Source organism: Bradyrhizobium sp. (genome assembly GCF_022844465.1).
Taxonomy (GTDB): domain Bacteria; phylum Pseudomonadota; class Alphaproteobacteria; order Rhizobiales; family Xanthobacteraceae; genus Bradyrhizobium.
Genome location: NZ_JALHLP010000005.1, coordinates 64,470 through 86,726 on the forward strand (window position 1 = coordinate 64,470; position 22,257 = coordinate 86,726).

21 protein-coding genes are annotated in these 22,257 nt (G+C 65.3%); 16 read left to right on the forward strand and 5 right to left on the reverse strand.

All coding sequences use genetic code 11. The annotated features are described in order from the left end of the window. Window positions 1–40: 40 nt before the first annotated feature. The 4 genes from Q0D31_RS11470 to Q0D31_RS11485 all read left to right on the forward strand — a co-directional run bounded on the left by Q0D31_RS11470 (window position 41) and on the right by Q0D31_RS11485 (window position 3,841). Window positions 41–1,015, forward strand: a complete 975-nt coding sequence (locus tag Q0D31_RS11470; protein ID WP_291850129.1) for a L,D-transpeptidase family protein — start codon at window positions 41–43, stop codon at window positions 1,013–1,015. A gap of 96 nt (window positions 1,016–1,111) precedes the next feature. Further along, window positions 1,112–1,888 carry a potassium channel family protein gene (locus tag Q0D31_RS11475; protein WP_291850657.1) on the forward strand — a complete coding sequence of 259 codons (777 nt, stop codon included), beginning with the start codon at window positions 1,112–1,114 and terminating at the stop codon, window positions 1,886–1,888. A gap of 181 nt (window positions 1,889–2,069) precedes the next feature. Continuing rightward, window positions 2,070–3,305 (forward strand): SMP-30/gluconolactonase/LRE family protein, encoded by a 1,236-nt coding sequence (locus tag Q0D31_RS11480; RefSeq protein WP_291850132.1) that lies wholly within the window; start codon window positions 2,070–2,072, stop codon window positions 3,303–3,305. A gap of 269 nt (window positions 3,306–3,574) precedes the next feature. After that, window positions 3,575–3,841: a hypothetical protein gene (locus Q0D31_RS11485; protein ID WP_291850135.1), complete on the forward strand. Its 267-nt coding sequence runs from the start codon at window positions 3,575–3,577 to the stop codon at window positions 3,839–3,841. 35 nt (window positions 3,842–3,876) lie between these two features. On the opposite strand, the gene Q0D31_RS11490 is transcribed toward Q0D31_RS11485, so the two are convergent. Beyond that, window positions 3,877–4,329, reverse strand: a complete 453-nt coding sequence (locus Q0D31_RS11490; RefSeq protein ID WP_291850139.1) for a glycine zipper domain-containing protein — start codon at window positions 4,327–4,329, stop codon at window positions 3,877–3,879. A 197-nt stretch (window positions 4,330–4,526) separates the two neighbouring features. Further along, window positions 4,527–4,979 (reverse strand): nuclear transport factor 2 family protein, encoded by a 453-nt coding sequence (locus tag Q0D31_RS11495; protein WP_291850142.1) that lies wholly within the window; start codon window positions 4,977–4,979, stop codon window positions 4,527–4,529. Between the two features lie 310 nt (window positions 4,980–5,289). On the opposite strand from Q0D31_RS11495, the gene Q0D31_RS11500 reads away from it, so the two are divergent. The 8 genes from Q0D31_RS11500 to Q0D31_RS11535 all read left to right on the forward strand — a co-directional run bounded on the left by Q0D31_RS11500 (window position 5,290) and on the right by Q0D31_RS11535 (window position 14,133). Then, the gene (locus tag Q0D31_RS11500; protein WP_291850145.1) at window positions 5,290–6,117 is read left to right on the forward strand and encodes a DeoR/GlpR family DNA-binding transcription regulator; all 828 of its coding nucleotides are present in this window, start codon (window positions 5,290–5,292) and stop codon (window positions 6,115–6,117) included. Between the two features lie 208 nt (window positions 6,118–6,325). Further along, window positions 6,326–7,888, forward strand: a complete 1,563-nt coding sequence (gene glpD / locus Q0D31_RS11505; protein WP_291850148.1) for a glycerol-3-phosphate dehydrogenase — start codon at window positions 6,326–6,328, stop codon at window positions 7,886–7,888. After that, window positions 7,885–9,027: an ABC transporter ATP-binding protein gene (locus Q0D31_RS11510; protein ID WP_291850151.1), complete on the forward strand. Its 1,143-nt coding sequence runs from the start codon at window positions 7,885–7,887 to the stop codon at window positions 9,025–9,027. The genes glpD and Q0D31_RS11510 overlap by 4 nt, the downstream gene beginning before the upstream one ends. A gap of 12 nt (window positions 9,028–9,039) precedes the next feature. Further along, complete coding sequence (locus Q0D31_RS11515; protein ID WP_291850156.1) at window positions 9,040–10,125, forward strand: ABC transporter ATP-binding protein; 1,086 nt, start codon at window positions 9,040–9,042, stop codon at window positions 10,123–10,125. Then, window positions 10,125–11,027: a sugar ABC transporter permease gene (locus Q0D31_RS11520; RefSeq protein WP_291850159.1), complete on the forward strand. Its 903-nt coding sequence runs from the start codon at window positions 10,125–10,127 to the stop codon at window positions 11,025–11,027. The genes Q0D31_RS11515 and Q0D31_RS11520 overlap by 1 nt, the downstream gene beginning before the upstream one ends. Then, the gene (locus tag Q0D31_RS11525) at window positions 11,027–11,833 is read left to right on the forward strand and encodes a carbohydrate ABC transporter permease (RefSeq protein WP_291850162.1); all 807 of its coding nucleotides are present in this window, start codon (window positions 11,027–11,029) and stop codon (window positions 11,831–11,833) included. The genes Q0D31_RS11520 and Q0D31_RS11525 overlap by 1 nt, the downstream gene beginning before the upstream one ends. Window positions 11,834–11,934: 101 nt before the next feature. Further along, window positions 11,935–12,261: a DUF2160 domain-containing protein gene (locus Q0D31_RS11530; RefSeq protein WP_291850165.1), complete on the forward strand. Its 327-nt coding sequence runs from the start codon at window positions 11,935–11,937 to the stop codon at window positions 12,259–12,261. Window positions 12,262–12,336: 75 nt separating this feature from the next. Continuing rightward, window positions 12,337–14,133: an ABC transporter substrate-binding protein gene (locus Q0D31_RS11535; protein ID WP_291850168.1), complete on the forward strand. Its 1,797-nt coding sequence runs from the start codon at window positions 12,337–12,339 to the stop codon at window positions 14,131–14,133. A 280-nt stretch (window positions 14,134–14,413) separates the two neighbouring features. Here Q0D31_RS11535 and Q0D31_RS11540 read toward each other — a convergent pair whose 3' ends face one another. The 3 genes from Q0D31_RS11540 to Q0D31_RS11550 all read right to left on the reverse strand — a co-directional run bounded on the left by Q0D31_RS11540 (window position 14,414) and on the right by Q0D31_RS11550 (window position 17,497). After that, complete coding sequence (locus tag Q0D31_RS11540) at window positions 14,414–15,514, reverse strand: alkene reductase (RefSeq protein ID WP_291850171.1); 1,101 nt, start codon at window positions 15,512–15,514, stop codon at window positions 14,414–14,416. Window positions 15,515–15,622: 108 nt separating this feature from the next. Then, window positions 15,623–16,126, reverse strand: coding sequence for a DUF1993 family protein (locus Q0D31_RS11545; protein ID WP_291850173.1), 504 nt, complete (start codon window positions 16,124–16,126; stop codon window positions 15,623–15,625). Window positions 16,127–16,228: 102 nt separating this feature from the next. Then, window positions 16,229–17,497, reverse strand: a complete 1,269-nt coding sequence (locus Q0D31_RS11550; protein ID WP_291850658.1) for a lytic murein transglycosylase — start codon at window positions 17,495–17,497, stop codon at window positions 16,229–16,231. A gap of 157 nt (window positions 17,498–17,654) precedes the next feature. Here Q0D31_RS11550 and Q0D31_RS11555 point away from each other — a divergent pair, with 157 nt between their 5' ends. The 4 genes from Q0D31_RS11555 to Q0D31_RS11570 all read left to right on the forward strand — a co-directional run bounded on the left by Q0D31_RS11555 (window position 17,655) and on the right by Q0D31_RS11570 (window position 22,171). Then, window positions 17,655–18,332 (forward strand): heme-binding protein, encoded by a 678-nt coding sequence (locus Q0D31_RS11555; protein ID WP_366518513.1) that lies wholly within the window; start codon window positions 17,655–17,657, stop codon window positions 18,330–18,332. A gap of 183 nt (window positions 18,333–18,515) precedes the next feature. After that, window positions 18,516–19,388, forward strand: coding sequence for a xanthine dehydrogenase family protein subunit M (locus Q0D31_RS11560; protein WP_291850178.1), 873 nt, complete (start codon window positions 18,516–18,518; stop codon window positions 19,386–19,388). An 18-nt stretch (window positions 19,389–19,406) separates the two neighbouring features. Next, a complete protein-coding gene (locus Q0D31_RS11565) occupies window positions 19,407–19,883 on the forward strand; it encodes a (2Fe-2S)-binding protein (protein ID WP_291850181.1) in 477 nt (158 codons plus the stop codon). Window positions 19,884–19,900: 17 nt separating this feature from the next. Then, window positions 19,901–22,171: a xanthine dehydrogenase family protein molybdopterin-binding subunit gene (locus Q0D31_RS11570; protein ID WP_291850185.1), complete on the forward strand. Its 2,271-nt coding sequence runs from the start codon at window positions 19,901–19,903 to the stop codon at window positions 22,169–22,171. Window positions 22,172–22,257 lie beyond the last annotated feature (86 nt).

Below are 22,257 nucleotides of genomic sequence, written 5' to 3' on the forward strand. Positions count from 1 at the left end.
CCCATCGAAAGCTTTAGGTGGCGGTGGGTTGGAGGCTGCCGTGATTCGCTTGCTGGTCGGAATGATCCTGCTCGGCTTGGCCGGCCCGGCCCATGCCGGCCTGGACGCCGTATCGATCAACACCTCTGAATTCAACGGCAAGGCACCAGCCGGCGACCGCATCGATCCTGCGATCGTCAAGGCCCAGGTCCTGCTCGACCGCGCCGGCTTCTCGCCGGGGGAGATCGACGGCAAGCTCGGCGAAAACGCGGAAAAGGCCCTGAAGGCGTTTGCCGAAGCCAAGGGCCTTGCGGCAGGCAAGCTGCCGCTGACGCCTGACGTCTGGAGCGCGCTGAAAACGACCAGCCCTGATCCGATCATCGCCGACTACGAGATTACCAAGAAGGACGTCAAGGGACCGTTTCTGAAGAAGCTCCCCGCCAGGATGGACGACATGAAAGACCTGGCCTCGCTGGGCTACACCAGTCCGCGCGAGGCGATCGCCGAGAAGTTTCACATGAGCGAGGAACTTCTGCAGGCGCTGAACCCTGGCAAGACGTTTGACCAGGCCGGCCAGGTGATTTCGGTGGTGAAGGTGATGCCGAAGCAGACGCCGCCGACCGTGACGCGCGTCGAGGTCGACAAGACGGCGCAGACCGTGAAGGCGTTTGGCAAGTCCGGCGAGTTGATCGCCTTCTTTCCCGCCAGCGTGGGGAGCGAGGAGAAACCGACGCCGAGCGGCGTGCTCAAGGTGACCTCGATCGATCCGCGACCGACCTACCGCTACAATCCCGACTACAAGTTCAAGGGCGTCAAATCGAAGGAAGCCTTCACCATCAAGCCCGGTCCCAACAACCCCGCCGGCTCGCACTGGATCGGACTCTCGTCTGAAGGATACGGTATTCACGGCACGCCCCATCCCGCGAAGGTCAGCAAGTCGGAATCGCACGGTTGCGTGCGCCTTACCAACTGGGACGTCGACCGATTGGCCAGGGCGCTGAAGAAAGGCGTCGAGGTGGCTTTCATCGAACCATAGGCGACGAGGATGGCCCCCGGCGCGGAGCCTCTCCCGGGCCATGTTGCCGCGATCGGGTCGTTTGCACAGAGAGTACGAATGGGTGATGCTGCCGCGATGTCACTTGCCTCGCTGCAAAGCTATGTCAGGCAGTTCTACGAAGGTGCGACGCCGGAAGGCGTCCGCTTCCGCTATGCACTGCTAGCCTTCGATATCATTACGGTACTGTTCATCATCGCCACCTCGTTCCTGCCTTCCAACGACGTAACCGAACTGCTGGACGTCCTGTTCGGCGTCGTGATCCTGGTGGATTTTGCCGCGCGGCTGCTGGTGAGCCGGGATCGCCTGCGCGAGTTCACGAAACTCTCGACCTGGACCGACGTGGTCGCGATCGTTTCATTCCTGGCGCCGCTGGCGGGGGAGCCCGGCGGCTTCCTGCGCATCCTGCGCACATTGCGGCTGCTGCGCGACTACCAGATGCTGGCGCGGCTGCGCGAGGACATCACGTTCTTCCGCCGCAACGAGGAAGTCATCTTTGCCGTCACCAACCTTGCGGTATTCATCTTCGTGATGACCGCGATCGTTTACGAAACGCAGAAATTCCGCAATCCCCAGATCACCAACTATGCCGACGCGCTGTACTTCACCGTCACGGCGCTGACCACCACCGGCTTCGGCGACATCACGCTGCCCGGAACGACCGGCCGGATGATCTCGGTCGTCATCATGATTTTCGGCGTGACCCTGTTCTTCAACCTTGCCCGCGCGCTGTTGAGCCCGAGCAAGGTCCGATTTAGCTGCCCGACCTGCGGGCTGCAGCGTCACGACAGCGATGCGGTACACTGCAAGGCGTGCGGCAATGTGCTGAATATCCCCGACGAGGGCCTGACATAGCCGGGGCGCTTGCCCCCGGGCCTCGCCGCGGACATCAGTTGGCCGGGGTAATGCCATCTTGAACGGCAAGCCTGGGCTCGCGGGCAGAATCCAGAAGCAATTCTCGCAACCGGACGCGAACCGGGATAACCTTAAGTTGCCATGCCGGATCAACGGCCGGCGAACATATTGGGAGGATGCGATGACACGCCACGCGCAGCGCGATCGGGACTCCACGCTTTCACGACGAACGCTGGTCCAGGGTCTGGCGATGGCAGCCGGCGCCACGGTCGCCGGGCTTGGCGGCGCGCGGGCGCAGGGAAGTCCGCAAGCCGGCCCGGTGGCGCCGCCGTCCACGGTGACCAGCCCGCCGCGCGATTTCGGCCCCGGCGGCGCGCCGACCACCTATTTCTGGGATCCTGATATCATCGCGGTCGATCCGTCCTTCAACAGCCTCGCCCAGCCCAACACCGCAATCACGCGCCTGCACACCGGGCTGCTGTGGGCCGAAGGCCCGGCCTGGAGCGCGCAGGGGCGCTATCTGCTGTGGAGCGACATTCCCAACAACCGGCAGATGCGGTGGTCGGAGGATGACGGCCATGTCAGCGTGTTCCGCGCGCCGTCCAACAACTCCAACGGCAACTCGTTCGATTTCCAGGGCCGCCAGCTTTCCTGCGAGCACCTCACCCGCCGCGTCGTGCGCTATGAGCACGACGGCACCGCGACCGTGCTGGCCGACAATTTCGGCGGCAAGAAGCTCAACTCGCCCAACGACGTCGTCGCCCACCCCGACGGCAGCTACTGGTTCACCGACCCGCCCTATGGCGGCATGCTCTATGAGGGCGAGCCCGATGTCGCCGGCGGCCCGAGCAATCCCGCCGGCCGGCTCAATCCGCGGATCGGGCAGCCGGCCGGCTTTGTGCCGGGCCGGCGCGAACTGCCGACCAATTGCTACCGCATCGATCCGTCCGGCCGCGTCGACCTCGTGGTGACCGAGGAGCAGGTGCCGGATCCCAACGGCCTCTGCTTCTCGCCCGATTACAAGAAGCTGTATGTCGCCTCCACCGGCAAGGGACCGGGCGATACCGGTCCGGGCGGCAAGGGCGAGATGTTCTCGTTCGACGTCGGCACCGACAACAAGCTCACCAACTACAAGCGGTTCAGCGATTTCATGGTCGACGGCGTCAAATGCGGACCGGATGGCGTGCGCTGCGACGTCAACGGCAATCTCTGGTGCTCGAGCAATGCCGGCCGCGCCGTCGGCTACAGCGGCGTGACCATCTGGTCGCCGGACGCCAAGCTGATCGGCCGCATCCGCCTGCCGGAGGTGTGCGGCAACGTCTGCTTCGGCGGCCCCAAGCGCAACCGGCTGTTCATGGCCGCGAGCCAGTCGCTCTACGCCGTCTATACCGCGACGCAGGGGGCAGGGCCGGGCTAGGGCGTAGGGCGTAGGGCTCTCTGGCCGTCATTCCGGGATGCGCCCGTCAGGGCGCAGACCCGGAATCCATCGCGCCGCGTAACCCGCGTTGCGATGATTCCGGGCTCGCGAGACTCGGAATGACGGTCAAGGAAAAATCGATTCACTAAAATTCTTCGTAACCTGGCAACTGCCAGCCAACCGCTGCGGCAAAAGCTGGACGGCCCTAAACCTGGGCTTTACGGCGACCTGCGCACTTTCCCTTTCAAAAGGGGGAGGCTCGTCGCTCGATGCCAATTATCAAATACTTCACCACGGTGGGATCGGCGCTGCTGGCGCTGCTGCTGGTTACAGGCGCCTATCTTGACGACGATGAAGGCCATCGGCGGTTCGACGGATCGCTGTACGGCAGCGCGCTTTACGCGCCGCGACAGCAGGAAACCATGACCACGACGGAGTATCGCTTGCCGCGCGACGTCACGCCGGCGGTCCGCGTCCGCGAGGTGTTTGCAATGTTCGTTCCCAACGAGCGCAGGCGCAGCAGGCGCGAGTCGTAGGACGGTGCGCCCCGGATTCCCGGCAGGCGAACGGCCTACGGGCAGGGCCGCTCGTAGCCGTCACGGCCGATGAAGGTGCCGCGGCGCGGATTGTAGGTCGGCGAGCGCATACAGCGCGGGGTGTCGTCGTAATAGCGCGGGGTGTCGTCGTAGTAGCGGGGCGCCGGCGCGTACTGCGCCTGGACGCCGCAATAGCGCGGCGAAATCTGTTGCCAGCCGCCGGGCTGCTCGACGTAGCAGGCGCCCTGGTACCAGCGATAGCCGCCGCGCCGCGGCTCGCCCTGGGCGCCGATCGCCGCACCGGTGCCGGCGCCGACGATCGCGCCGACCGCAGCCCCGCGGCCGCCGCCGAGCGCGCCGCCGACAATGGCGCCCGCAGCCCCACCGAACAGCGCGCCGCCGAGCGTGCTTTCCTGTGCCTTGGCTTCCTGCACCGGCGCGAACGCCGCCAGCGCCACCAGCGTCGCGAGCGCGAATTTCGATATCATGTCAATTCTCCGGCCAATGGAGCGATTCGAGAAGGTTGGTTCTGCGTCCACCTTTGGCATGAATTGGCCTTTCCGCGCAACGGTGGCCGCCTTAACATTCGGTCATGCAACGCCGCTGCCGGCCCGGAATTAACCAGGGCCGGGCCTTTTTCCGGGATGTCGCAGACAGTCTGCCGCGGGGGCTTCGTTTGCCGCTGTCAGAGCTTCGTTGCCGAGCGCGACAGCAGTTTCCAGTCGTTGCCCTGCTTCTGCCAGTTCATCAGGATGGCGAGGTTCTGCGGCACCTTCTTGCCGTCGGCGGCAAATTCCTGCTCGCCGACGAAGTTGAAGCGCACGATCGCGGCCGGGCCGACGACACGGATCGTCGGATTCCGGTACTCGAGCGTCGTCCATTTGTATTTCGCGTTCTTGACGCCCGCCAGCAGGGTTGCCTTGTCATCGACGGCGCCGCTGGAATGGCTGTAGCTCATTTCCTCCGCGCACAGCGGGGCGATCCCGTCGGCGTTGCCGGCCGCCTGCGCCGCGCGGAACGCCTCGACGTTCTTCGCGATCGCATCCTCGTCCGCGCCGGCGAACGCCGCGCCAGGGACGATGCCGACGAGGCCAAGGGCAAGCAAGGGCAGGGCGAACTGACGACGATCGATGTTCATGGGCGTCCTCCATTTTCTTATTGCGCACAGTCTTATTGTGCGGCCAGTCTTGCAGCCGCGAGCTGTTTTGTCGAGCGCACGTGGTGCGCCTGATTTGGTCATTCCGGGATGGTGCGCAGCACCAGACCCGGAATCTCGAGATTCCGGGTTCGATGCTTCGCATCGCCCCGGAATGACGGCGACATTAACTCTGACTCTTTTTCGGCTAGGGCCACCTCTCTCGTGTCGATCTCCCTCGTTGACCGCAGCCTCAATCAGCCGCACCATCAGGCATCCACGTGCCCCGGATCTGTGCTTCAAGGGTGCCGCCATGGCCGGACTGTCCCACCGCCAGACTGAAATCCTCAACATCGCCCGCGCCTCCGGCCGCGTGATCGTGGAAGATCTCGCCCGGCGCTTCGAGGTCTCGGCACAGACCATCCGCAAGGACCTCAACGACCTCTGCGACCAGCGCTCGCTGACGCGCATCCATGGCGGGGCGATCATCGCCTCCGGCGTCGAGAACCTCGCCTATGAGGCGCGGCGCTTCGTGGCGGCGGAGGAGAAGCGGGCGATCGGCCTTGCCGCGGCGGCGCGGATTCCGAACGGCTGCTCGCTGTTCATCAACATCGGCACCACCACGGAGGAAGTCGCCGGCGCGCTGACCTCGCACGAAGACCTGCTCGTCATCACCAACAACCTCAACGTCGCGATGCTGCTGTACCGCCACCCGCGCATCGAGGTGATCGTGGCGGGCGGCGCGGTGCGCCGCGCCGACGGCGCGGTGATCGGCTCCACCGCCATCAGCCTGATCGGCCAGTTCAAGGTCGATTACGCCATCATCGGCGCATCCGCGATCGACGAGGAGGGCGCGCTCCTGGATTTCGACTACCGCGAGGTGCAGGCGGCGCAGGCGATCATCGCCAACGCCCGCAGCGTCATGCTGGTCGCCGATTCCACAAAACTCCGCCGCAGCGCGCCGGTGCGCATCGCCCATCTCAGCCAGATCCAGACCTTCGTCACCGACGCGCCGCTGCCGGCCGGCCTCGCCAGCATCTGCAGCCACCGCGGCATCGAGGTGGTCGAGGCGATGGAGAAGCCGGCGGGAGATATCGACGAGCCGGGCGAGGCGGCATCGACAGTGGTGCGGTTGAAGTAGCGCGGTTCGTCGCCTTCACGAGCCTCATGGTTCGAGACGGCGCTATCGCGCGTCCTCGGACGATGCGATCGCCGATCGAACCACGAGGCCGGGACCCTTCCAACCCGACCGAAGTTGTTTTCCCTTGCTTTCGCTTTTTCTTGTGATCTAATCCAATCCGAAACTAAAATCGCCGAAACGAACAGGCGATCGCTGGGGAAGCGTTTCGTTGGACAGGGTCTTCGATCTCGCCATCATCGGCGGCGGCATCAATGGCTGCGGCGTCGCGCGCGATGCGGCGGGCCGGGGCAATTCTGTTTTCTTGTGCGAAATGAATGATTTGGCGAGCGGGACGTCGTCCTGGTCGACCAAACTGGTGCATGGCGGCCTGCGCTATCTCGAATATTACGAGTTCCGCCTGGTACGCGAGGCGCTGATCGAGCGTGAAATCCTGTGGCGGATCGCGCCCCACATCATTCGCCCGCTGCGTTTCGTGTTGCCGCACCACGCCGGCTTGCGCCCGGCCTGGCTGCTCAGGCTGGGGTTGTTCCTGTACGACCATATCGGCGGCCGGCATTTGCTGCCGCCGACGCGCTCGGTCGATCTCGCCCGCGACGAAGTCGGAAAACCCCTGATCGCCGGCCGCTACCGCCGGGGTTTCGAATATTCCGACTGCTTTGTCGACGACGCCCGGCTGGTGGTGCTGACGGCGCGGGATGCGGCCGATCGCGGCGCCGAAATCCACACCCGCTCGCGCGCGGTCGAGATCAGGCAGGCCGACGGCGTCTGGCGCGTCACCACCGAGAACACGGTGAGCGGCGCGCGCACCACGATCCAGGCGCGCGCGCTGGTCAACGCCGGCGGTCCCTGGGTCGAGCAGGTGCTGGCGGCGGGCTCGGGCGTCAATGCGCGGGCGAAAGTGCGGCTGGTGCAGGGCTCGCACATCGTGGTGCGCAAGCTCTACGCGCATGATCGCGCCTACATGTTCCAGAACGCCGACGGCCGCATCATCTTCGTCATTCCCTACCAGGGCGATTTCACGCTGATTGGCACCACCGACCGCGACTACGACGGCGACCCGGGTAGGGTGAAAGCCTCGGACGAGGAGATCGGCTATCTCTGCGACTCCGTCAGCGCGTATCTTGCGAGGCCGGTGAAGCCCGCGGACGTGGTCTGGACCTATTCCGGCGTCCGCCCGCTCTACGACGACGGCGCCAGCGAAGCCAAGGCCGCGACCCGCGATTACGTGTTCGAACTCGATACGCCGGGTGGCGCTCCGCTGCTGTCGATCTATGGCGGCAAGATCACCACCTATCGGCGGCTGGCTGAGGAAGCGCTGGAACGTCTTGCGCCGTATTTGCGCAGCGCCGCGCCCGGCGAGGACCTCAAGGCGAAGCAAGGCTGGACCGGCAAGGCGCCGCTGCCCGGCGGCGACTTCGACGTCTCGGCGGTGGCGGCGCTGGCTGCGGAACTGGCCCGCAACTATCCGTTCCTCACGCCGGCGCATGCCGACCGGCTGGTGCATGCCTATGGCACGCGCGCGAAAAAAATGCTCGGCGACGCGAAATCTCTTGCCGATCTCGGTCGGCCGTTCGGCGCGACGTTGACGGAAATCGAAGTCCGCTATCTCATCGCCAACGAATGGGCACTCACCGCCGAAGACGTGGTCTGGCGAAGGTCCAAGCTCGGGTTGCTGCTGTCGGCCGATGAAATCGCCGCCCTCGACCAGTGGATGAAGGTCAACATCGCCCCCGGCGAACGTCCGTTGCGTGAAGCGGGAGTGCGGCCGTGAGCGTCACGCTCGAACATGTCACCCGCACCGTGGACGGCATGGCGACCATTCGCGATGTCTCGCTGACGCTGGAACGCGGCACGTTGAGCGTGCTGCTCGGGCCGACGCTGTCGGGCAAGACCTCGATCATGCGGTTGCTCGCCGGTCTCGACAGGCCCGCGAGCGGCCGGGTGCTGGTCGACGGCAAGGACGTCACCGGCTTCGACGTGCGGCAGCGCTCGGTCGCGATGGTCTATCAGCAGTTCATCAACTACCCGTCGCTGACGGTCTACGAGAACATCGCCTCGCCGCTGCGGGTGCAGGGCAGGCCGCGCGAGGAGATCGACCGGCGGGTCCAGGAAGCCGCCAGGCTGCTGCGGCTCGAGCCCTATCTGAAGCGCACGCCGCTGCAATTGTCCGGCGGCCAGCAGCAGCGCACCGCGATCGCGCGCGCGCTGGTCAAGGGCGCCGATCTGGTGCTGCTGGACGAGCCGCTCGCCAATCTCGATTACAAGCTGCGCGAGGAATTGCGCGCCGAACTGCCGCGCATCTTCGAGGCGTCGGGCGCGATATTTGTCTACGCGACGACCGAACCTTCGGAGGCCCTGCTGCTCGGCGGCGACACCGTGTGCATGTGGGAAGGCCGCATACTGCAGACCGGCAACACCGCCAGGGTCTATCATCGTCCCGACACCTTGCGGGTGGCCCAGGTGTTCTCCGATCCGCCGCTCAACATCGTCGGCATCGAAAAGAGAAACGGGCAGGTCGCCTATGCCGGCGGTATCAAGGCGCCTGCCACCGGGCTGTATGCCGGGCTTGCCGACGGCCCCTATCGCGTCGGCTTCCGCGCCCATCAGCTCGAACTGGCGAGCGGTATCGCCGGCCGCCACGCGTTCCACGCCACCGTCACCGTGACCGAGATCACGGGTTCCGAAAGCTTCGTGCATCTGAAACGCGACGCCTCGAACTGGGTCGCGGTGCTCCAGGGCGTCCATGAATATGAGCCCGGCCACCTGCTCGATGCCGTGCTCGACCCCGATAATGTTTTCGTGTTCGACGCAGCCGACCGGCTGGTCGCCGCGCCGGGAGCGGCGGCTTCCAGCGAGGCGCATGGCGGCCCGCGTCATGAAAACGCCTCAAGAAAAAGCCTGGGCGGCTGAGGGAGATGCCACATGGCCCGCATTGACCTCGTCGATCTCGCGCACGCCTACGGCGGCAATGATGCGCCTGCGGAATCGTTTGCGCTGAAGCCGGTGACGATGACCTGGCGGCAGGGCGGCGCCTATGCGCTGCTGGGACCTTCCGGCTGCGGCAAGACCACGCTGCTCAACCTGATTTCCGGAATCGTGACGCCCTCGCGGGGAAAAATCCTGTTCGACGGCGTCGACATCACGCCACTGTCAACCCGCAAGCGCAATATCGCGCAGGTCTTCCAGTTTCCGGTGATCTACGACACCATGACCGTTGGCGAGAACCTCGCATTCCCGCTCGAGAACCGCGGCGTGCCGAAGGCCGATGTCGAGGCGCGGGTCCGGGAGATCGCCGATCTACTCGATCTGACGCCCTGGCTCGGCCGCAAGGCGACGCGCCTGACCGCCGACGCCAAGCAGAAAATTTCGCTCGGCCGCGGCCTCGTCCGATCCGACGTCGCCGCGGTGCTGTTCGACGAGCCGCTGACGGTGATCGACCCCGAACTGAAATGGCAGTTGCGCTCCAAGCTCAAGGCGCTGCATCGCGAACTCGATCTCACGATGATCTACGTCACCCATGACCAGACCGAGGCGCTGACGTTTGCCGACACCGTTGTTGTCATGCATGACGGCCGCGTGGTGCAGAGCGGCACGCCGGCGGAACTGTTCGACAAGCCCGCGCACACCTTTGTCGGCTACTTCATCGGCTCACCCGGCATGAACATCGTGCCGGCCGCGGTCAGCGGGCGCGAGGCGCGGATCGATGGCCACGTCATCGGCCTGCATCGCAATTACGGCGTGCTGCCGGCCGGCGCGAATATCGAAATCGGCGTTCGGCCTGAATTCGTCACGGTCGCGGCTCCCGCGCCCGGCCTGCTGTCGGCCACGATCGAGCGCATCGACGATCTCGGCCGCGTCCGCTTCGCCCGCGTCCGCGTCGGCGAGGCGAAATTCGCCGCGCGCGTGCCATCAGGCTTTTCCGTAGCCGGCAATTCGGTCGGGCTCGTGTTCGATCCCGCCCGCGTTCACGTCTATGCCGACAGCCGGCTGGTCGAGGGGGTTGCCTGATGGACAAGACCGTCAACCAAAGGGCCTGGTTCCTGGTGCTGCCGGTGTTTCTGGTGGTCGCGTTCTCCGCGATCCTGCCGCTGATGACGGTTGTGAACTATTCGATGCAGGACACGTTCGGCAACAACCAGTTTTTCTGGAACGGCGTCGGCTGGTTCAAGGAACTGCTCGATCCCTCGACCGATCTCGGCGGCCGCTTCCTGGCGTCGCTCGGCCGCAACCTGCTGTTCTCGGCCATCATTCTCGCGATCGAGGTGCCGCTCGGGATCGTGGTGGCGCTGTCAATGCCGCGGCAGGGCTGGACCGTCGCCGCCTGTCTGGTGATCCTGGCGCTGCCGCTCCTGATACCCTGGAACGTGGTCGGAACCATCTGGCAGATTTTTGGTCGGCCCGACATCGGCCTGCTCGGCTATACGCTGAACGGCCTCGGCATGGACTACAACTACGTCTCCAACGAGTTCGACGCCTGGGCCACCGTCGTCGTCATGGACGTGTGGCACTGGACCAGCCTGGTTGCGCTATTGTGCTATGCCGGGCTGAAGTCGATCCCCGACGCCTATTACCAGGCGGCGCAGATCGACGGCGCCTCGCGTTGGGCGGTGTTCAAGGCGATCCAGCTGCCTAAGATGAACCGCGTGCTGCTGATCGCGGTGCTGCTGCGGTTCATGGACAGTTTCATGATCTACACCGAGCCGTTCGTGGTGACCGGCGGCGGCCCCGGCAACTCCACCACCTTCGTCTCGATCGAACTGGTCAAGATCGCGCTCGGGCAGTTCGACCTCGGCAAGGCCGCGGCGCTTTCGCTGGTCTACAATCTGATCATCCTGATCGTGTGCTGGATCTTCTACACCGTGATGACCAACGCCGGGGCCGAGCGCCCCGTCAAGCAGGGAGCCGCGTGATGCATTCGATTCCCGGGCGCCGCCTCATTATCTCGCTGTTCCTGATCTTCCTGCTGCTGCCGATCTACTGGCTCGTCAACATGAGCTTCAAGACCAATTCCGAGATCGTCACCACCATGACGCTGTGGCCGCATCAGCCCACGCTCGAGAACTACAGGCGAATCTTCACCGACGAGAGCTGGTATTCCGGCTACATCAATTCGCTGACCTACGTCCTGATCAACACCGTGATCTCGATTTCGGTGGCGTTGCCGGCGGCCTACGCCTTTTCGCGCTACCGGTTCCTCGGCGACAAGCACCTGTTCTTCTGGCTGTTGTCGAACCGCATGGCGCCGGCGGCGGTCTTTGCGCTGCCGTTCTTCAATCTCTATTCGGCGATCAACCTGTTCGATACGCCGTGGGCGGTCGCGCTCGCGCACTGTATCTTCAACGTGCCGCTGGCGGTCTGGATTCTCGAAGGCTTCGTCTCCGGCGTGCCGCGCGAGATCGACGAGACCGCGTTCCTCGACGGCTATTCGTTCCCGCGATTCTTCGTCAAGATCCTGGTGCCGCTGATCGCGAGCGGGATCGGCGTCGCCGCGTTCTTCTGCTTCATGTTCTCATGGGTCGAGTTGCTGCTGGCGCGCACGTTGACGTCGGTCAACGCCAAACCCATCTCCGCGATCATGACGCGCACGGTGTCGGCCTCCGGGATGGATTGGGGTTTGCTGGCCGCCGCCGGCGTGCTCACCATCATTCCCGGCGCCCTGGTGATCTGGTTCGTCCGCAACTACATCGCGCGCGGCTTCGCGCTCGGCCGGGTGTGACCATGATCGGGCAGTCCAGACGGCACGACGCGCTTTCCTTCACCTCTCCCCGCAAGAACGGGGCGAGTGGATGCACCGCGTCGTGTGGCGGGAGGTAGCGCATGGAACACATCGCATGGATGGCATGGACGCTGCCGACCGCGATCTTCTTCGTGATGCTGGCGCTGACGCTCGGCGTCATGACCTGGCTTGCGGTCGCCTGGCCAGAGGCCGAACGGATCGGCGTGTTGCGCATTCCGACCACGCGCGGCGACCGGCTGTTCATTTCGCTGGTGCTGGCCGCCGTCATCCACCTGTTGTGGATTGCCTTTGCCGGCACCGACCCGATCGCGACGCTGCCGATCGGCGAGGGCGTCGAACTGTCGAGCCTGTGGCTCGCCACCGTGATTTCGCTTCTGTCGGCCGTTGCGATCTTTCGCAGCGTTTGAGGAGCGAAGAAAGAGCAGATCCGGGATCAACCCGGGCCTGAACTTGTGTCTGTCGCTGCAACCGGAGGACTCAACATGCGACTCTTTAGGGAAAACAATCGCTCCTTGACCAGGGAGAGATTTCTGACGATGACCAGCGCCGCGGCGCTGATCGCCGCCTCGGTGGCGATGGTGGCGCCCGCCCGTGCGGACGACGCCGCCGCTCAAAGGTGGATCGACAGCGAGTTCCAGCCGTCGACGCTGTCCAAGGCCGACCAGTTGAAGGAATTGCAGTGGTTCGTAAAGGCCGCCGCGCCGTTCAAGGGCATGGAAATCAACGTGGTGTCGGAAACCATCACGACGCATGAATATGAATCGCGGACGCTGGCGAAGGCCTTCACCGAGATTACCGGCATCAAGGTCAAGCACGATCTGATCCAGGAAGGCGACGTGGTCGAAAAGCTGCAGACCCAGATGCAGTCCGGCAAGAACGTCTATGACGGCTGGATCAACGACTCCGATCTGATCGGCACGCACTTCCGCTATGGCCAGACCGTCATCCTGTCGGACTACATGACCGGCGAGGGCAAGGACGTCACCAACCCGCAGCTCGACGTCAACGACTTCATCGGCAAGTCGTTCACCACGGGTCCGGACGGCAAGCTGTATCAGCTTCCCGACCAGCAGTTCGCGAACCTCTACTGGTTCCGCTACGACTGGTTCTCCAATCCCGACTACAAGGCGAGGTTCAAGGCCAAGTATGGCTACGACCTCGGCGTTCCCGTGAACTGGTCGGCCTATGAGGACATTGCCGAGTTCTTCACCAACGACATCAAGGAGATCAACGGCGTCAAGGTCTATGGCCACATGGACTATGGCAAGAAGGATCCCTCGCTCGGCTGGCGTTTCACCGACGCCTGGCTGTCGATGGCCGGCAACGGCGACAAGGGCATCCCGAACGGCAAGCCCGTTGATGAGTGGGGCATCCGCATGGAGGGCTGCCGTCCGGTCGGCTCAAGCGTCGAGCGCGGCGGCGACACCAACGGTCCGGCGGCGGTCTATTCGATCACCAAATATCTCGACTGGATGAAGAAGTATGCCCCGCCGCAGGCGCAAGGCATGACCTTCTCCGAAGCGGGTCCGGTGCCGGCGCAGGGTGCGATCGCGCAGCAGATATTCTGGTACACCGCCTTCACCGCCGACATGGTGAAACCCGGTATACCCGTGGTGAACGCCGACGGCACGCCGAAGTGGCGGATGGCGCCGTCACCGCACGGCTCGTACTGGAAGGAAGGCATGAAGCTCGGCTATCAGGACGCCGGCTCCGCCACGCTGCTGAAGTCGACCCCGCCCGATCGCCGCAAGGCGGCCTGGCTCTATCTGCAGTTCATCAACTCCAAGACCGTGTCGTTGAAGAAGAGCCATGTCGGTCTCACCTTCGTTCGCGAATCCGACATCTGGGACAAGTCGTTTACGGAACGCGCGCCCAAGCTCGGCGGCCTGATCGAGTTCTACCGCTCGCCGGCGCGCGTGCAGTGGACCCCGACCGGCAACAACGTGCCTGACTATCCGAAGCTGGCGCAATTGTGGTGGCAGAACATCGGCGATGCGTCGTCCGGTGCGAAGACGCCGCAGGCGGCGATGGATGCGCTGGCCGCGGCCCAGGACTCGGTGCTGGAGCGTCTGGAGAAGTCCGGCGTGCAAAAGGAGTGCGGGCCGAAGCTGAACAAGAAGGAGACGGCCGAGTTCTGGTTCGCCAAATCCGCAAAGGACGGCAACGTCGCACCCCAGCGCAAGCTGGCGAACGAGAAGCCGAAGGGTGAAACCATCGACTACGACGCATTGATCAAGTCGTGGCCGGCAAGCCCGCCGAAGCGGGCGGAGGCGAAGTAAGCTTCGTCAGCATCGTCATGGCCGGGCTTGACCCGGCCATCCACGACTTTCGTGCTTCGAAGCAAGACGTGGATGCCCGGGAGAAGCCCGGGCACGACGGAGAAAAACGAAAGGCCGGGAGCGATCCCGGCCTTTTCTTTCTGACCTCGCCCCGCTTGCGGGGAGAGGTCGGCGCGTAGCGGCGGGTGAGGGGGACTCTCCACGAGTCGAATGCGTGGAAATAGCCCCTCATCCCGACCTTCTCCCCGCATGCGGGGAGAAGGGGCGCACCGCGCTCGTCTCACTCCGCCGCCTGCGCCGTGCCGAGCGTCGGATAATCGGTATATCCCTTGGCGCCGCCGCCGTAGAACGTCGCCTTGTCCGGTGGGTTTAGCGCTGCGCCCTTTCTCAACCGTTCGACCAGATCGGGATTCGAGATGAACGGTTTGCCGAACGCGATCAGATCGGCGGCGTCGGCCGCGAGCACTTTGGTGGCGAGATCGAAATCATAGCCGTTGTTGGCGATGTAGGCCCGTTTGAAGCGCTTGCGCAGGCTCGCATAGTTGAACGGCGCGTTGTCGCGCGGGCCGCCGGTCGCGCCTTCGATGACGTGGATGTAGGTCAGCTTCAGCGCCTCGAGCCCATCGACGATGTGGTCGAACAGCGGCTGCGGATTCGAGTCGGAGATGTCGTTGGCCGGCGTCACCGGCGAGATGCGGATGCCGGTGCGTTCGGGGCCGGCGACCGCGGCCACCGCGCGCGAGACTTCCAGCATCAGCCTGGCACGGTTCTCGATCGATCCACCGTAAGCATCGGTGCGCTTGTTGGCGCCGTCCTTGGCGAACTGGTCCAGCAGGTAGCCGTTGGCGCCGTGAATCTCGATGCCGTCAAAGCCGGCGGCGATCGCGTTCTCGGCGCCGCGCTTGAAGTCGTCGATGATGGCAGGAATTTCCGCAAGCTCCAGCGCGCGCGGCTCGGAAATGTCGGTGAAGGTGCCGTTGACGAAGGTCTTGCCCTTGGCCGGGATCGCTGACGGCGCCACCGGCTTGCCGCCGTTCGGCTGCAGCGAAAAATGCGAGATGCGGCCGACATGCCAGATCTGGATGAAGATGCGCCCGCCTTTTTCATGCACGCGGTCGGTGACCTTGCGCCAGCCCGCGACCTGCTCCTTGGAATAGATGCCGGGCGTGTCCTGGTAGCCCTGGCCCTGCTGCGACACCTGGCTGGCCTCGGTGATCAGCAGCCCCGCCGAGGCGCGCTGGCCGTAATAATCCACCGCCAGCGGGCTCGGCACCATGCCCGGCGGCACCGCGCGGTTGCGGGTCAGGGGCGCCATCACGACGCGGTTGGCAAGCGTGATCGGGCCAAGCTTGTAGGGCTCGAACAGTTTGGTCTGGCTCATGTCGGGGATGTCCGTGAAGATGGGCGATAGCGGAGAGGTGGGCATTGCGGGCGAGACCGCAATGCCCGAGCCATTCCGCCGGCGCGGGTTAGCTGCGCGCCATCGCCGTCACGGCGCCCCGAGAAAGTCCCGCTTGCCGATCTCCACGCCATTGTGGCGCAGGATGCCGTGGGCGATCGCGGCATGGAAATAGAAGTTGGGCAAGGAGAAGTTGGAAAGGAATTGCTGGCCCTTCAGGGTCATCGATTTGCTCGGGCCGGCCGGGAAGGTCACCTCTCGGGCTTCGGCGCCCTCGAACTGCGCGGGCTTGAACGACTTCACATAGTCGATGGTTTTCGAAAGCCGCTGCCGCAACTCCTCAAAGCTCTTTTCGGTGTCCGGCGTCGCCGGCACCTCGCTGCCGGTGAGGCGGGCGCAGCCCTTGGCGGCGAAATCGCACACCAGCTGGATCTGCCGGCTCAGCGGCAGCATGTCCGGATAGAGCCGCGCGTTGAGCAGCACCTCAGGCTGGATGTTCCTGGTCTTGCAATGCGCCTCCGCCTTGGCGAGCACTCCGGAAAGGCTGCCGAGAATCTGCAGGAAGGCCGTCGCGGACGCGTCATGGAAGGACATGTGATGCTCTTTTCGCGGTGTGGAAGATACCTCAAGACAATGAGGCGCCATTCGCCGAACCGGTAGCCCGGATGCAGCGCCGGCGCAATCCGGGCTACGCGATCAGTTGATCGCGCCCTGTCGCGGCCCGCCGCGCATCCGCGCCAGCAGCTCCGCAGTCGGCCAGGAATCCGCCGGCAGGCCATATCTGATCTGCATGGTCTTGACCGCGGTGCGGCTGAGCTGGCCCATGATGCCATCGACCTTGCCGACGTTGAAGCCGGCGCGCACCAGCAATTGCTGCAATTCGCGCAGTTCGTTGAACGCCAGCTGCGCCACCGGCGCCGAGGGCTGGCGCATCGGCGGCGCGCCGGCAATGCGGGTGGCGAGATAGCCCGCAGTGGTCGAATAGATCAGCGAGTTGTTCCACTCAGTGTAGGCGGCGAAATTGGCGTAGGCCAGGAACGCCGGCCCGGCGCGGCCCATCGGCAGCAGCAGCGAGGCCGGCATGTCGTCGTTGGGCAGCGGCCGGCCGTCGGGATAGCTCACGCCCATCTGCGCCCATTTCGCTCGCGGATGCCTGATGGTCAGATCCGCCTGATCCCACGGTAGGGTTTGCGGCACGCGGACCTCCTGCAGCCACGGCTCGCCGCGCCGCCACTTCAAGCCGTTGGCGATGTAGTTCGCGGTCGAACCGATCACGTCGGCGGCGCTGCGCAGGAGGTTGCGATGGCCGTCGCCGTCATAATCCACCGCATAGTTGAAATAATGCGTCGGCAGGAACTGGGTCTGGCCGAGTTCGCCGGCCCAGGAGCCGACCATCTCCGAAGGCGTGAGGTCGCCGCGCTCGATGATCTTCAGCGCGGCGATGGTTTCCTTCTGGAACATGTCCGAGCGGCGGCAGTCATAGGCCAGCGACACCAGCGAGCGCAGCGTCGGCAGATTGCCCATGTTGGCGCCGAAATCGCTTTCCAGCCCCCAGAACGCGGCGATGACCGCCGGCGGCACGCCATATTCCTTCTCGGCGCGCGCGAACGCCGCCGCATGGGTCTTGATCCGCTGCTGGCCCTGCTGCATCCGGTAGTCGGCAGCCATGCGGCGGGCGAATTCGGTGAACACCTGGCCGAACACGCGCTGGCCGCGGTCGCGGTTGACGATACCCTGGTCGTAGACGAGGCCGGGCGCCGCCTCTTCAAGCACGCGCGCCGACACCCCCGAGGCCGCCGCCTGCTGCTTGAGGCCGGCCAGGAAGCGGTCGAAATTCATGCCATTGTGACAGGATGCCGCGCGCGGCGCGGGCGCTGCGGCCTGTTGCCTCACCGGCGGCGGGACCGGTTGGGCTGATGCGCATGACAAGAGCGCCAGCAGCGCGGCCATCGTCGCGGCGATCATTGGCAGTCCGGGCAAGGCGGTCGGCATGGATATCACCGGCAAGGAGGGATTCGTCGGGCGGGGGTTGGGCCGTGCAGCCTATTCGCTCGTTCAACGGCAATAAAGAGGCGGTTCGCGCCGCGCGCTACCGGGCCGGGCGCCGCGCCATAAACCCGTCATGGCCGTGATGCTATCTGTTCCGACGTGGAAGGAGCCGGCCTGGATGTGGCAAACCATCACCTATTACGGCGCGCTGGTGCTGGAATCCGCGGCCGGCGTATTCGGCATCCGTCTCTACGAGGAGCCGCGCTATGACGTGGTCGCGCGGCTCGGCGAAAGCGTCGAGATCCGCCGCTACGCGCCGCGTGTAGCCGCCGAGGTCGACATGGCGGCGGCCGACGAGGCGGGCCGCAACGCCGCGTTCCAGCTGCTGTTCTCCTATATCGCCGGGGCCAATCGGGCGGCCTCCGGAAAGGACAATATTGCCATGACCGCGCCGGTCGCGGTCGGCGGCAAGGAACTGGTGGCGATGACCGTTCCGGTGCAGACCACGGCGGCCACCGGCGCCGGACATATGCGTTTTTTCCTGCCTGCGAAATACACCCTGGCGAGCGCGCCAAAGCCGCTCGATCCCAGGGTCCGGCTGGTTGGTGTGCCGGAAGAGCAGGTGGCCGCGCTGCGTTACGCCGGCTCTGGCGCGGACTCCGAGGTACGCCGTGCCGAATTGATCGAGAAGCTCGGGTCGACGAAATGGCGGCCGGTCGGGGAAGCCTATACGTTGTTCTACGACGCCCCGTTCACGCTCCCGTTCCTGCGCCGGAACGAGGCCGCGGTTGCCGTCGCCACAACGCCGTGAATCCCCAACCGGCGCAATTCGCCCGCGCAAGCCCCGGCTGGCGCATAGGAGCCCGCCGGATCAACCTGATCTCGCGGGCTGTTCCAATCGCCGCGCGCCGTGTAGGCTCAAGCTTCTGCCCGGTCTTTTTAAGGTGAGCCAACAAACACCGGGGCGGGCGGATCAGGGAGTGGCGGGAAGAGCATGACGGAATTACGTTATCTGGCGCCGAACACGCTTGACGAAGCGGTCGGTGCATTCGCCGCGGCGGGCAGCGCCGCGCGCATCCTGGCCGGCGGCACCGATTTGCTGGTGCAGATGCGCTCCGGCGCGCTCAAGCCCGGCGTCATCGTCGACATCAAGAAGATCCCCGAGATGACCGCGATCGAGCAAGGCGCCGATGGCGGCTTTCGCGTCGGCGCGGCCGCCTCCGGCATGGCGCTGGCCGAGCACCGCAGTTTCGGCAAGGTCTGGCCCGGCGTGCTGGAGGCGATCAACCTGATCGGCTCCAAGCAGGTGCAGGGGCGGGCCTCCGCCGGCGGCAATCTCTGCAACGGTTCGCCCGCCGGCGACAGCGTCCCGGCGCTGGTCGCAGCCGGTGCCATCGTCACCGTGCAGGGCCCGAACGGCCGCCGCGAGATCAAGGTCGAGGACGTGCCGACAGCTCCCGGCCGCACCAGCCTCAAGCCCGGCGAGATCATGGTCAGCTTCACCTTGCCGCCGCGCGCGGCCGGCTCCAGCGACGCTTACCTGCGCATGATCCCGCGCACCGAAATGGACATCGCGGTGGTCGGCGTCGGCGTCAACCTCACCCTCAAGGACGGCGTCGTCACCGCGGCCCGCGTCGGCCTCGGCGCGGTGGCGCCGACCGTGCTGCTGGTTCAGGACGCCGCCAGGGCGCTGATCGGCAGCAAGCTCGACGACGCCGCGCTGGCCAAGGCGGCCGCCGCCTGCTCGGCCGCCTGCCGGCCGATCGACGACAAGCGCGGCACCATCGCCTACCGCACCAAGGTGGCCGGCGTGCTGCTCCGCCGCACCGCCGCGATCGCCGCGCAACGCGCCGCCCAGAACAAGTAGAAGTCGGGAAAGTCATTCATGTCGAAAGTTCACGTCACCACCACCATCAACGGCGAGCCGATGGAGTTTCTCTGCGAGCCGTCCGACACCATGCTCGACGCGCTGCGCGGGCCGCTCGGGCTGACCGGCTCCAAGGAGGGTTGTTCCTCCGGCGATTGCGGCGCCTGCTCGATTACGCTCGACGACCGCCTGATCTGTTCCTGCCTGATGCTCGCGGTTGAGGCCGAGGGCCACCGCATCGGCACCATCGAGGGCATGGCCAAGGGCGAGCACCTGCATCCCTTGCAGCAGAAGTTCCTGGAGGAGGCGGCGCTGCAATGCGGCATCTGCACCTCGGGCATGCTGGTCGCCTCCGAGGCGCTGCTGAAGAAGAATCCGGACCCGAGCGAGGAGGAAGTCCGCTTCTGGCTCGCCGGCAACCTCTGCCGCTGCACCGGCTATGACAAGATCGTCCGCGCCGTGATGGAAACCGCGCAGGACATGCGCGCCCAATAAAAGCTGGAGACATTCCCATGAACGTCGTTACCAACAACAAGTGGATCGGCCAGCGCACCATCAGGCCCGATGGCGTGGACAAGGTCACCGGACGCGCGGCCTTTGCCGCCGACACCAACATGCCCGGCATGATCTGGGGCAAGGTGCTGCGCAGCCCGCATCCGCACGCCCGCATCAAGTCGATCGACACCTCGAAGGCGGAGAAGCTGCCCGGCGTCAAGGCGGTGGTCACCGCCCGCGACATCGTCGATTTTCCGATCGACAAGTCGGTCATGCTCGGCATCCAGGACATGCGCTGGATGTGCCGCAACGTGATGGCGCGCGAGAAGGCGCTGTTCCCCGGCCATCCCGTCGCCGCGGTCGCGGCGACCTCAGAGGCGATCGCCGCGGCAGCCTGCGAGCTGATCGACGTGCAATACGAAGTGCTGCCGTTCGTGATCGAGATCGACGACGCGATCAAGCCCGACGCGCCGATCCTGCACGAGTTCAACAAATATGACGGCAAGCCGTCGAACATCGCCGGCAAGCTTGAAGTGAAAAAGGGCGACGTCGCCGAGGGCTTCAAGCAGGCCGAGGTGGTGATCGAGCGCACCTTCACCACGCGGCCCGTGCATCAGGGCTACATCGAGCCGCACGCCTGCCTCGTCAGCGTCGCCGCCGACGGCAAGACCACGATCTGGAGTTCGAGCCAGGGCCAGTTCATGGTCCGCGCCATGACCGCCTATCTCACCGGGCTTCCGCAGAGCGACATCCGCGCCATTCCCGCCGAGATCGGCGGCGGCTTCGGCGGCAAGACCATCGTCTATCTCGAACCGCTGGCGACGATCCTGTCGCGCAAGTCCGGCCGTCCGGTGAAGATGGTGATGACCCGCGAGGAAGTGATGCGGGCGACCGGCCCCACCTCGGGCTCGAAATGCACGGTGAAGATCGGCGCCAGGAAGGACGGCACCATCGTCGCCGCGCAGGGCACCTTCTACCTGCAGGCCGGCGCGCTGCCGGGCTCGCCGATCCGCGGTGCGGTCGGCTGCAGCTTCTCGCCTTATGATATCCCGCATGTGCTGTCGGTCGGCTTCGACGTGATGTCGAACCGCTCCAAGGTCGCGGCCTACCGCGCGCCGGGCGCGCCGATCGGCGCCTTTGCGGTCGAATGCGTGCTCGACGAACTCGCCGAAGCCCTGAAGATGGATCCGCTGGATCTGCGGCTGAAGAACGCGGCGAAGCAGGGCACCAAGGCCGCGCATGGCCCGGTGTTCCCGCGCATCGGCTATATCGAGACGGTGGAAGCCGCGAAGAATTCCGACCATTACAAGACGCCGCTCGGCAAGGTGTCCGGCAAACTCCGGGGCAGGGGCGTCGCTTCCGGCTTCTGGTTCAACGCCGGCGGCGAATCCTCGGCGCAGGTCAATATCACCGAGGACGGCAACGTCGTCGTCACCACGGGCCATCCTGACATCGGCGGCTCGCGGGCGGCGATCGCCAACATCTGCGCCGAGCTGCTCGGCATCGACTACCGCCGCGTCTCGGTGTTGATCGGCGACACCGCCACCATCGGCTTTTCCAACCTGACCGGCGGCAGCCGCGTGCTGTTCGCCTCCGCCATCGTGGTCACGCAATCGACCGAGAAGATCATCACCACGCTGCGCGAGCGCGCCGCCAAGATCTGGGAGATCGATCCCGAGGCCGTAAAGTGGGAGAATGGCGCGGCACACCCGGCCAGCCCGAACGCCGGCGAATTCCCGCCGCTGACCCTCGCTGACCTCGCCGCGAAAGCACCCGCAATGGGCGGGCCGATCGGCGCCGGCGTGCAGCTCAACACCGAGGGCGCCGAAGGCGGCTTCGGCACCCATGTCTGCGACGTCGAGGTCGATGTCGATCTCGGCATCGTCAGGGTCACCAGGTACACCGCCGTCCAGGACGTCGGCCGCGCCATTCACCCGAGCTATGTCGAAGGCCAGATCCAGGGCGGCGTCGCGCAAGGCATCGGCTGGGCGCTGAACGAGGAGTACATCTACAACAAGCAGGGCAAGGTCGATAACCCCGGCTTCCTCGACTACCGCATGCCGGTTTGTTCGGACCTGCCGATGCTCGACTGTATCATGGTCGAGGTGCCGAACCCCAAGCATCCGCAAGGCGTCAAGGGCGTCGGCGAAGTGCCGCTGGTGCCTGTGATGGCCGCGATCGCCAACGCCGTCTACGACGCGCTCGGAAAACGCTTCTACGCGCTGCCGATGTCGCCGCCAAAGGTGGTGGAGCGGCTGGAAGCCCCGACGCAGCAGGCGGCGGAGTAGGATCGACTAGGTAGGGTGGGTTAGCGAAAGCGGAACCCACCGCCTGCTGGCTTGATCGCCGTCATTGCGAGGAGCGCGAGCGACGA

Bases quoted from the DNA above. Each gene is read 5' to 3' on its own strand.
- Q0D31_RS11490 (WP_291850139.1), bottom strand. From the start codon at position 4,329: ATGATATCGAAATTCGCGCTCGCGACGCTGGTGGCGCTGGCGGCGTTC.
- Q0D31_RS11525 (WP_291850162.1), top strand. From the start codon at position 11,027: ATGCATTCGATTCCCGGGCGCCGCCTCATTATCTCGCTGTTCCTGATC.
- Q0D31_RS11530 (WP_291850165.1), top strand. From the start codon at position 11,935: ATGGAACACATCGCATGGATGGCATGGACGCTGCCGACCGCGATCTTC.
- Q0D31_RS11550 (WP_291850658.1), bottom strand. From the start codon at position 17,497: ATGATCGCCGCGACGATGGCCGCGCTGCTGGCGCTCTTGTCATGCGCA.
- Q0D31_RS11560 (WP_291850178.1), top strand. From the start codon at position 18,516: ATGACGGAATTACGTTATCTGGCGCCGAACACGCTTGACGAAGCGGTC.
- Q0D31_RS11570 (WP_291850185.1), top strand. From the start codon at position 19,901: ATGAACGTCGTTACCAACAACAAGTGGATCGGCCAGCGCACCATCAGG.
- Q0D31_RS11485 (WP_291850135.1), top strand. From the start codon at position 3,575: ATGCCAATTATCAAATACTTCACCACGGTGGGATCGGCGCTGCTGGCG.
- Q0D31_RS11555 (WP_366518513.1), top strand. From the start codon at position 17,655: ATGGCCGTGATGCTATCTGTTCCGACGTGGAAGGAGCCGGCCTGGATG.
- Q0D31_RS11480 (WP_291850132.1), top strand. From the start codon at position 2,070: ATGACACGCCACGCGCAGCGCGATCGGGACTCCACGCTTTCACGACGA.
- Q0D31_RS11515 (WP_291850156.1), top strand. From the start codon at position 9,040: ATGGCCCGCATTGACCTCGTCGATCTCGCGCACGCCTACGGCGGCAAT.
- Q0D31_RS11520 (WP_291850159.1), top strand. From the start codon at position 10,125: ATGGACAAGACCGTCAACCAAAGGGCCTGGTTCCTGGTGCTGCCGGTG.
- Q0D31_RS11565 (WP_291850181.1), top strand. From the start codon at position 19,407: ATGTCGAAAGTTCACGTCACCACCACCATCAACGGCGAGCCGATGGAG.
- Q0D31_RS11540 (WP_291850171.1), bottom strand. From the start codon at position 15,514: ATGAGCCAGACCAAACTGTTCGAGCCCTACAAGCTTGGCCCGATCACG.
- Q0D31_RS11475 (WP_291850657.1), top strand. From the start codon at position 1,112: ATGTCACTTGCCTCGCTGCAAAGCTATGTCAGGCAGTTCTACGAAGGT.
- Q0D31_RS11535 (WP_291850168.1), top strand. From the start codon at position 12,337: ATGCGACTCTTTAGGGAAAACAATCGCTCCTTGACCAGGGAGAGATTT.
- Q0D31_RS11545 (WP_291850173.1), bottom strand. From the start codon at position 16,126: ATGTCCTTCCATGACGCGTCCGCGACGGCCTTCCTGCAGATTCTCGGC.
- Q0D31_RS11500 (WP_291850145.1), top strand. From the start codon at position 5,290: ATGGCCGGACTGTCCCACCGCCAGACTGAAATCCTCAACATCGCCCGC.
- Q0D31_RS11495 (WP_291850142.1), bottom strand. From the start codon at position 4,979: ATGAACATCGATCGTCGTCAGTTCGCCCTGCCCTTGCTTGCCCTTGGC.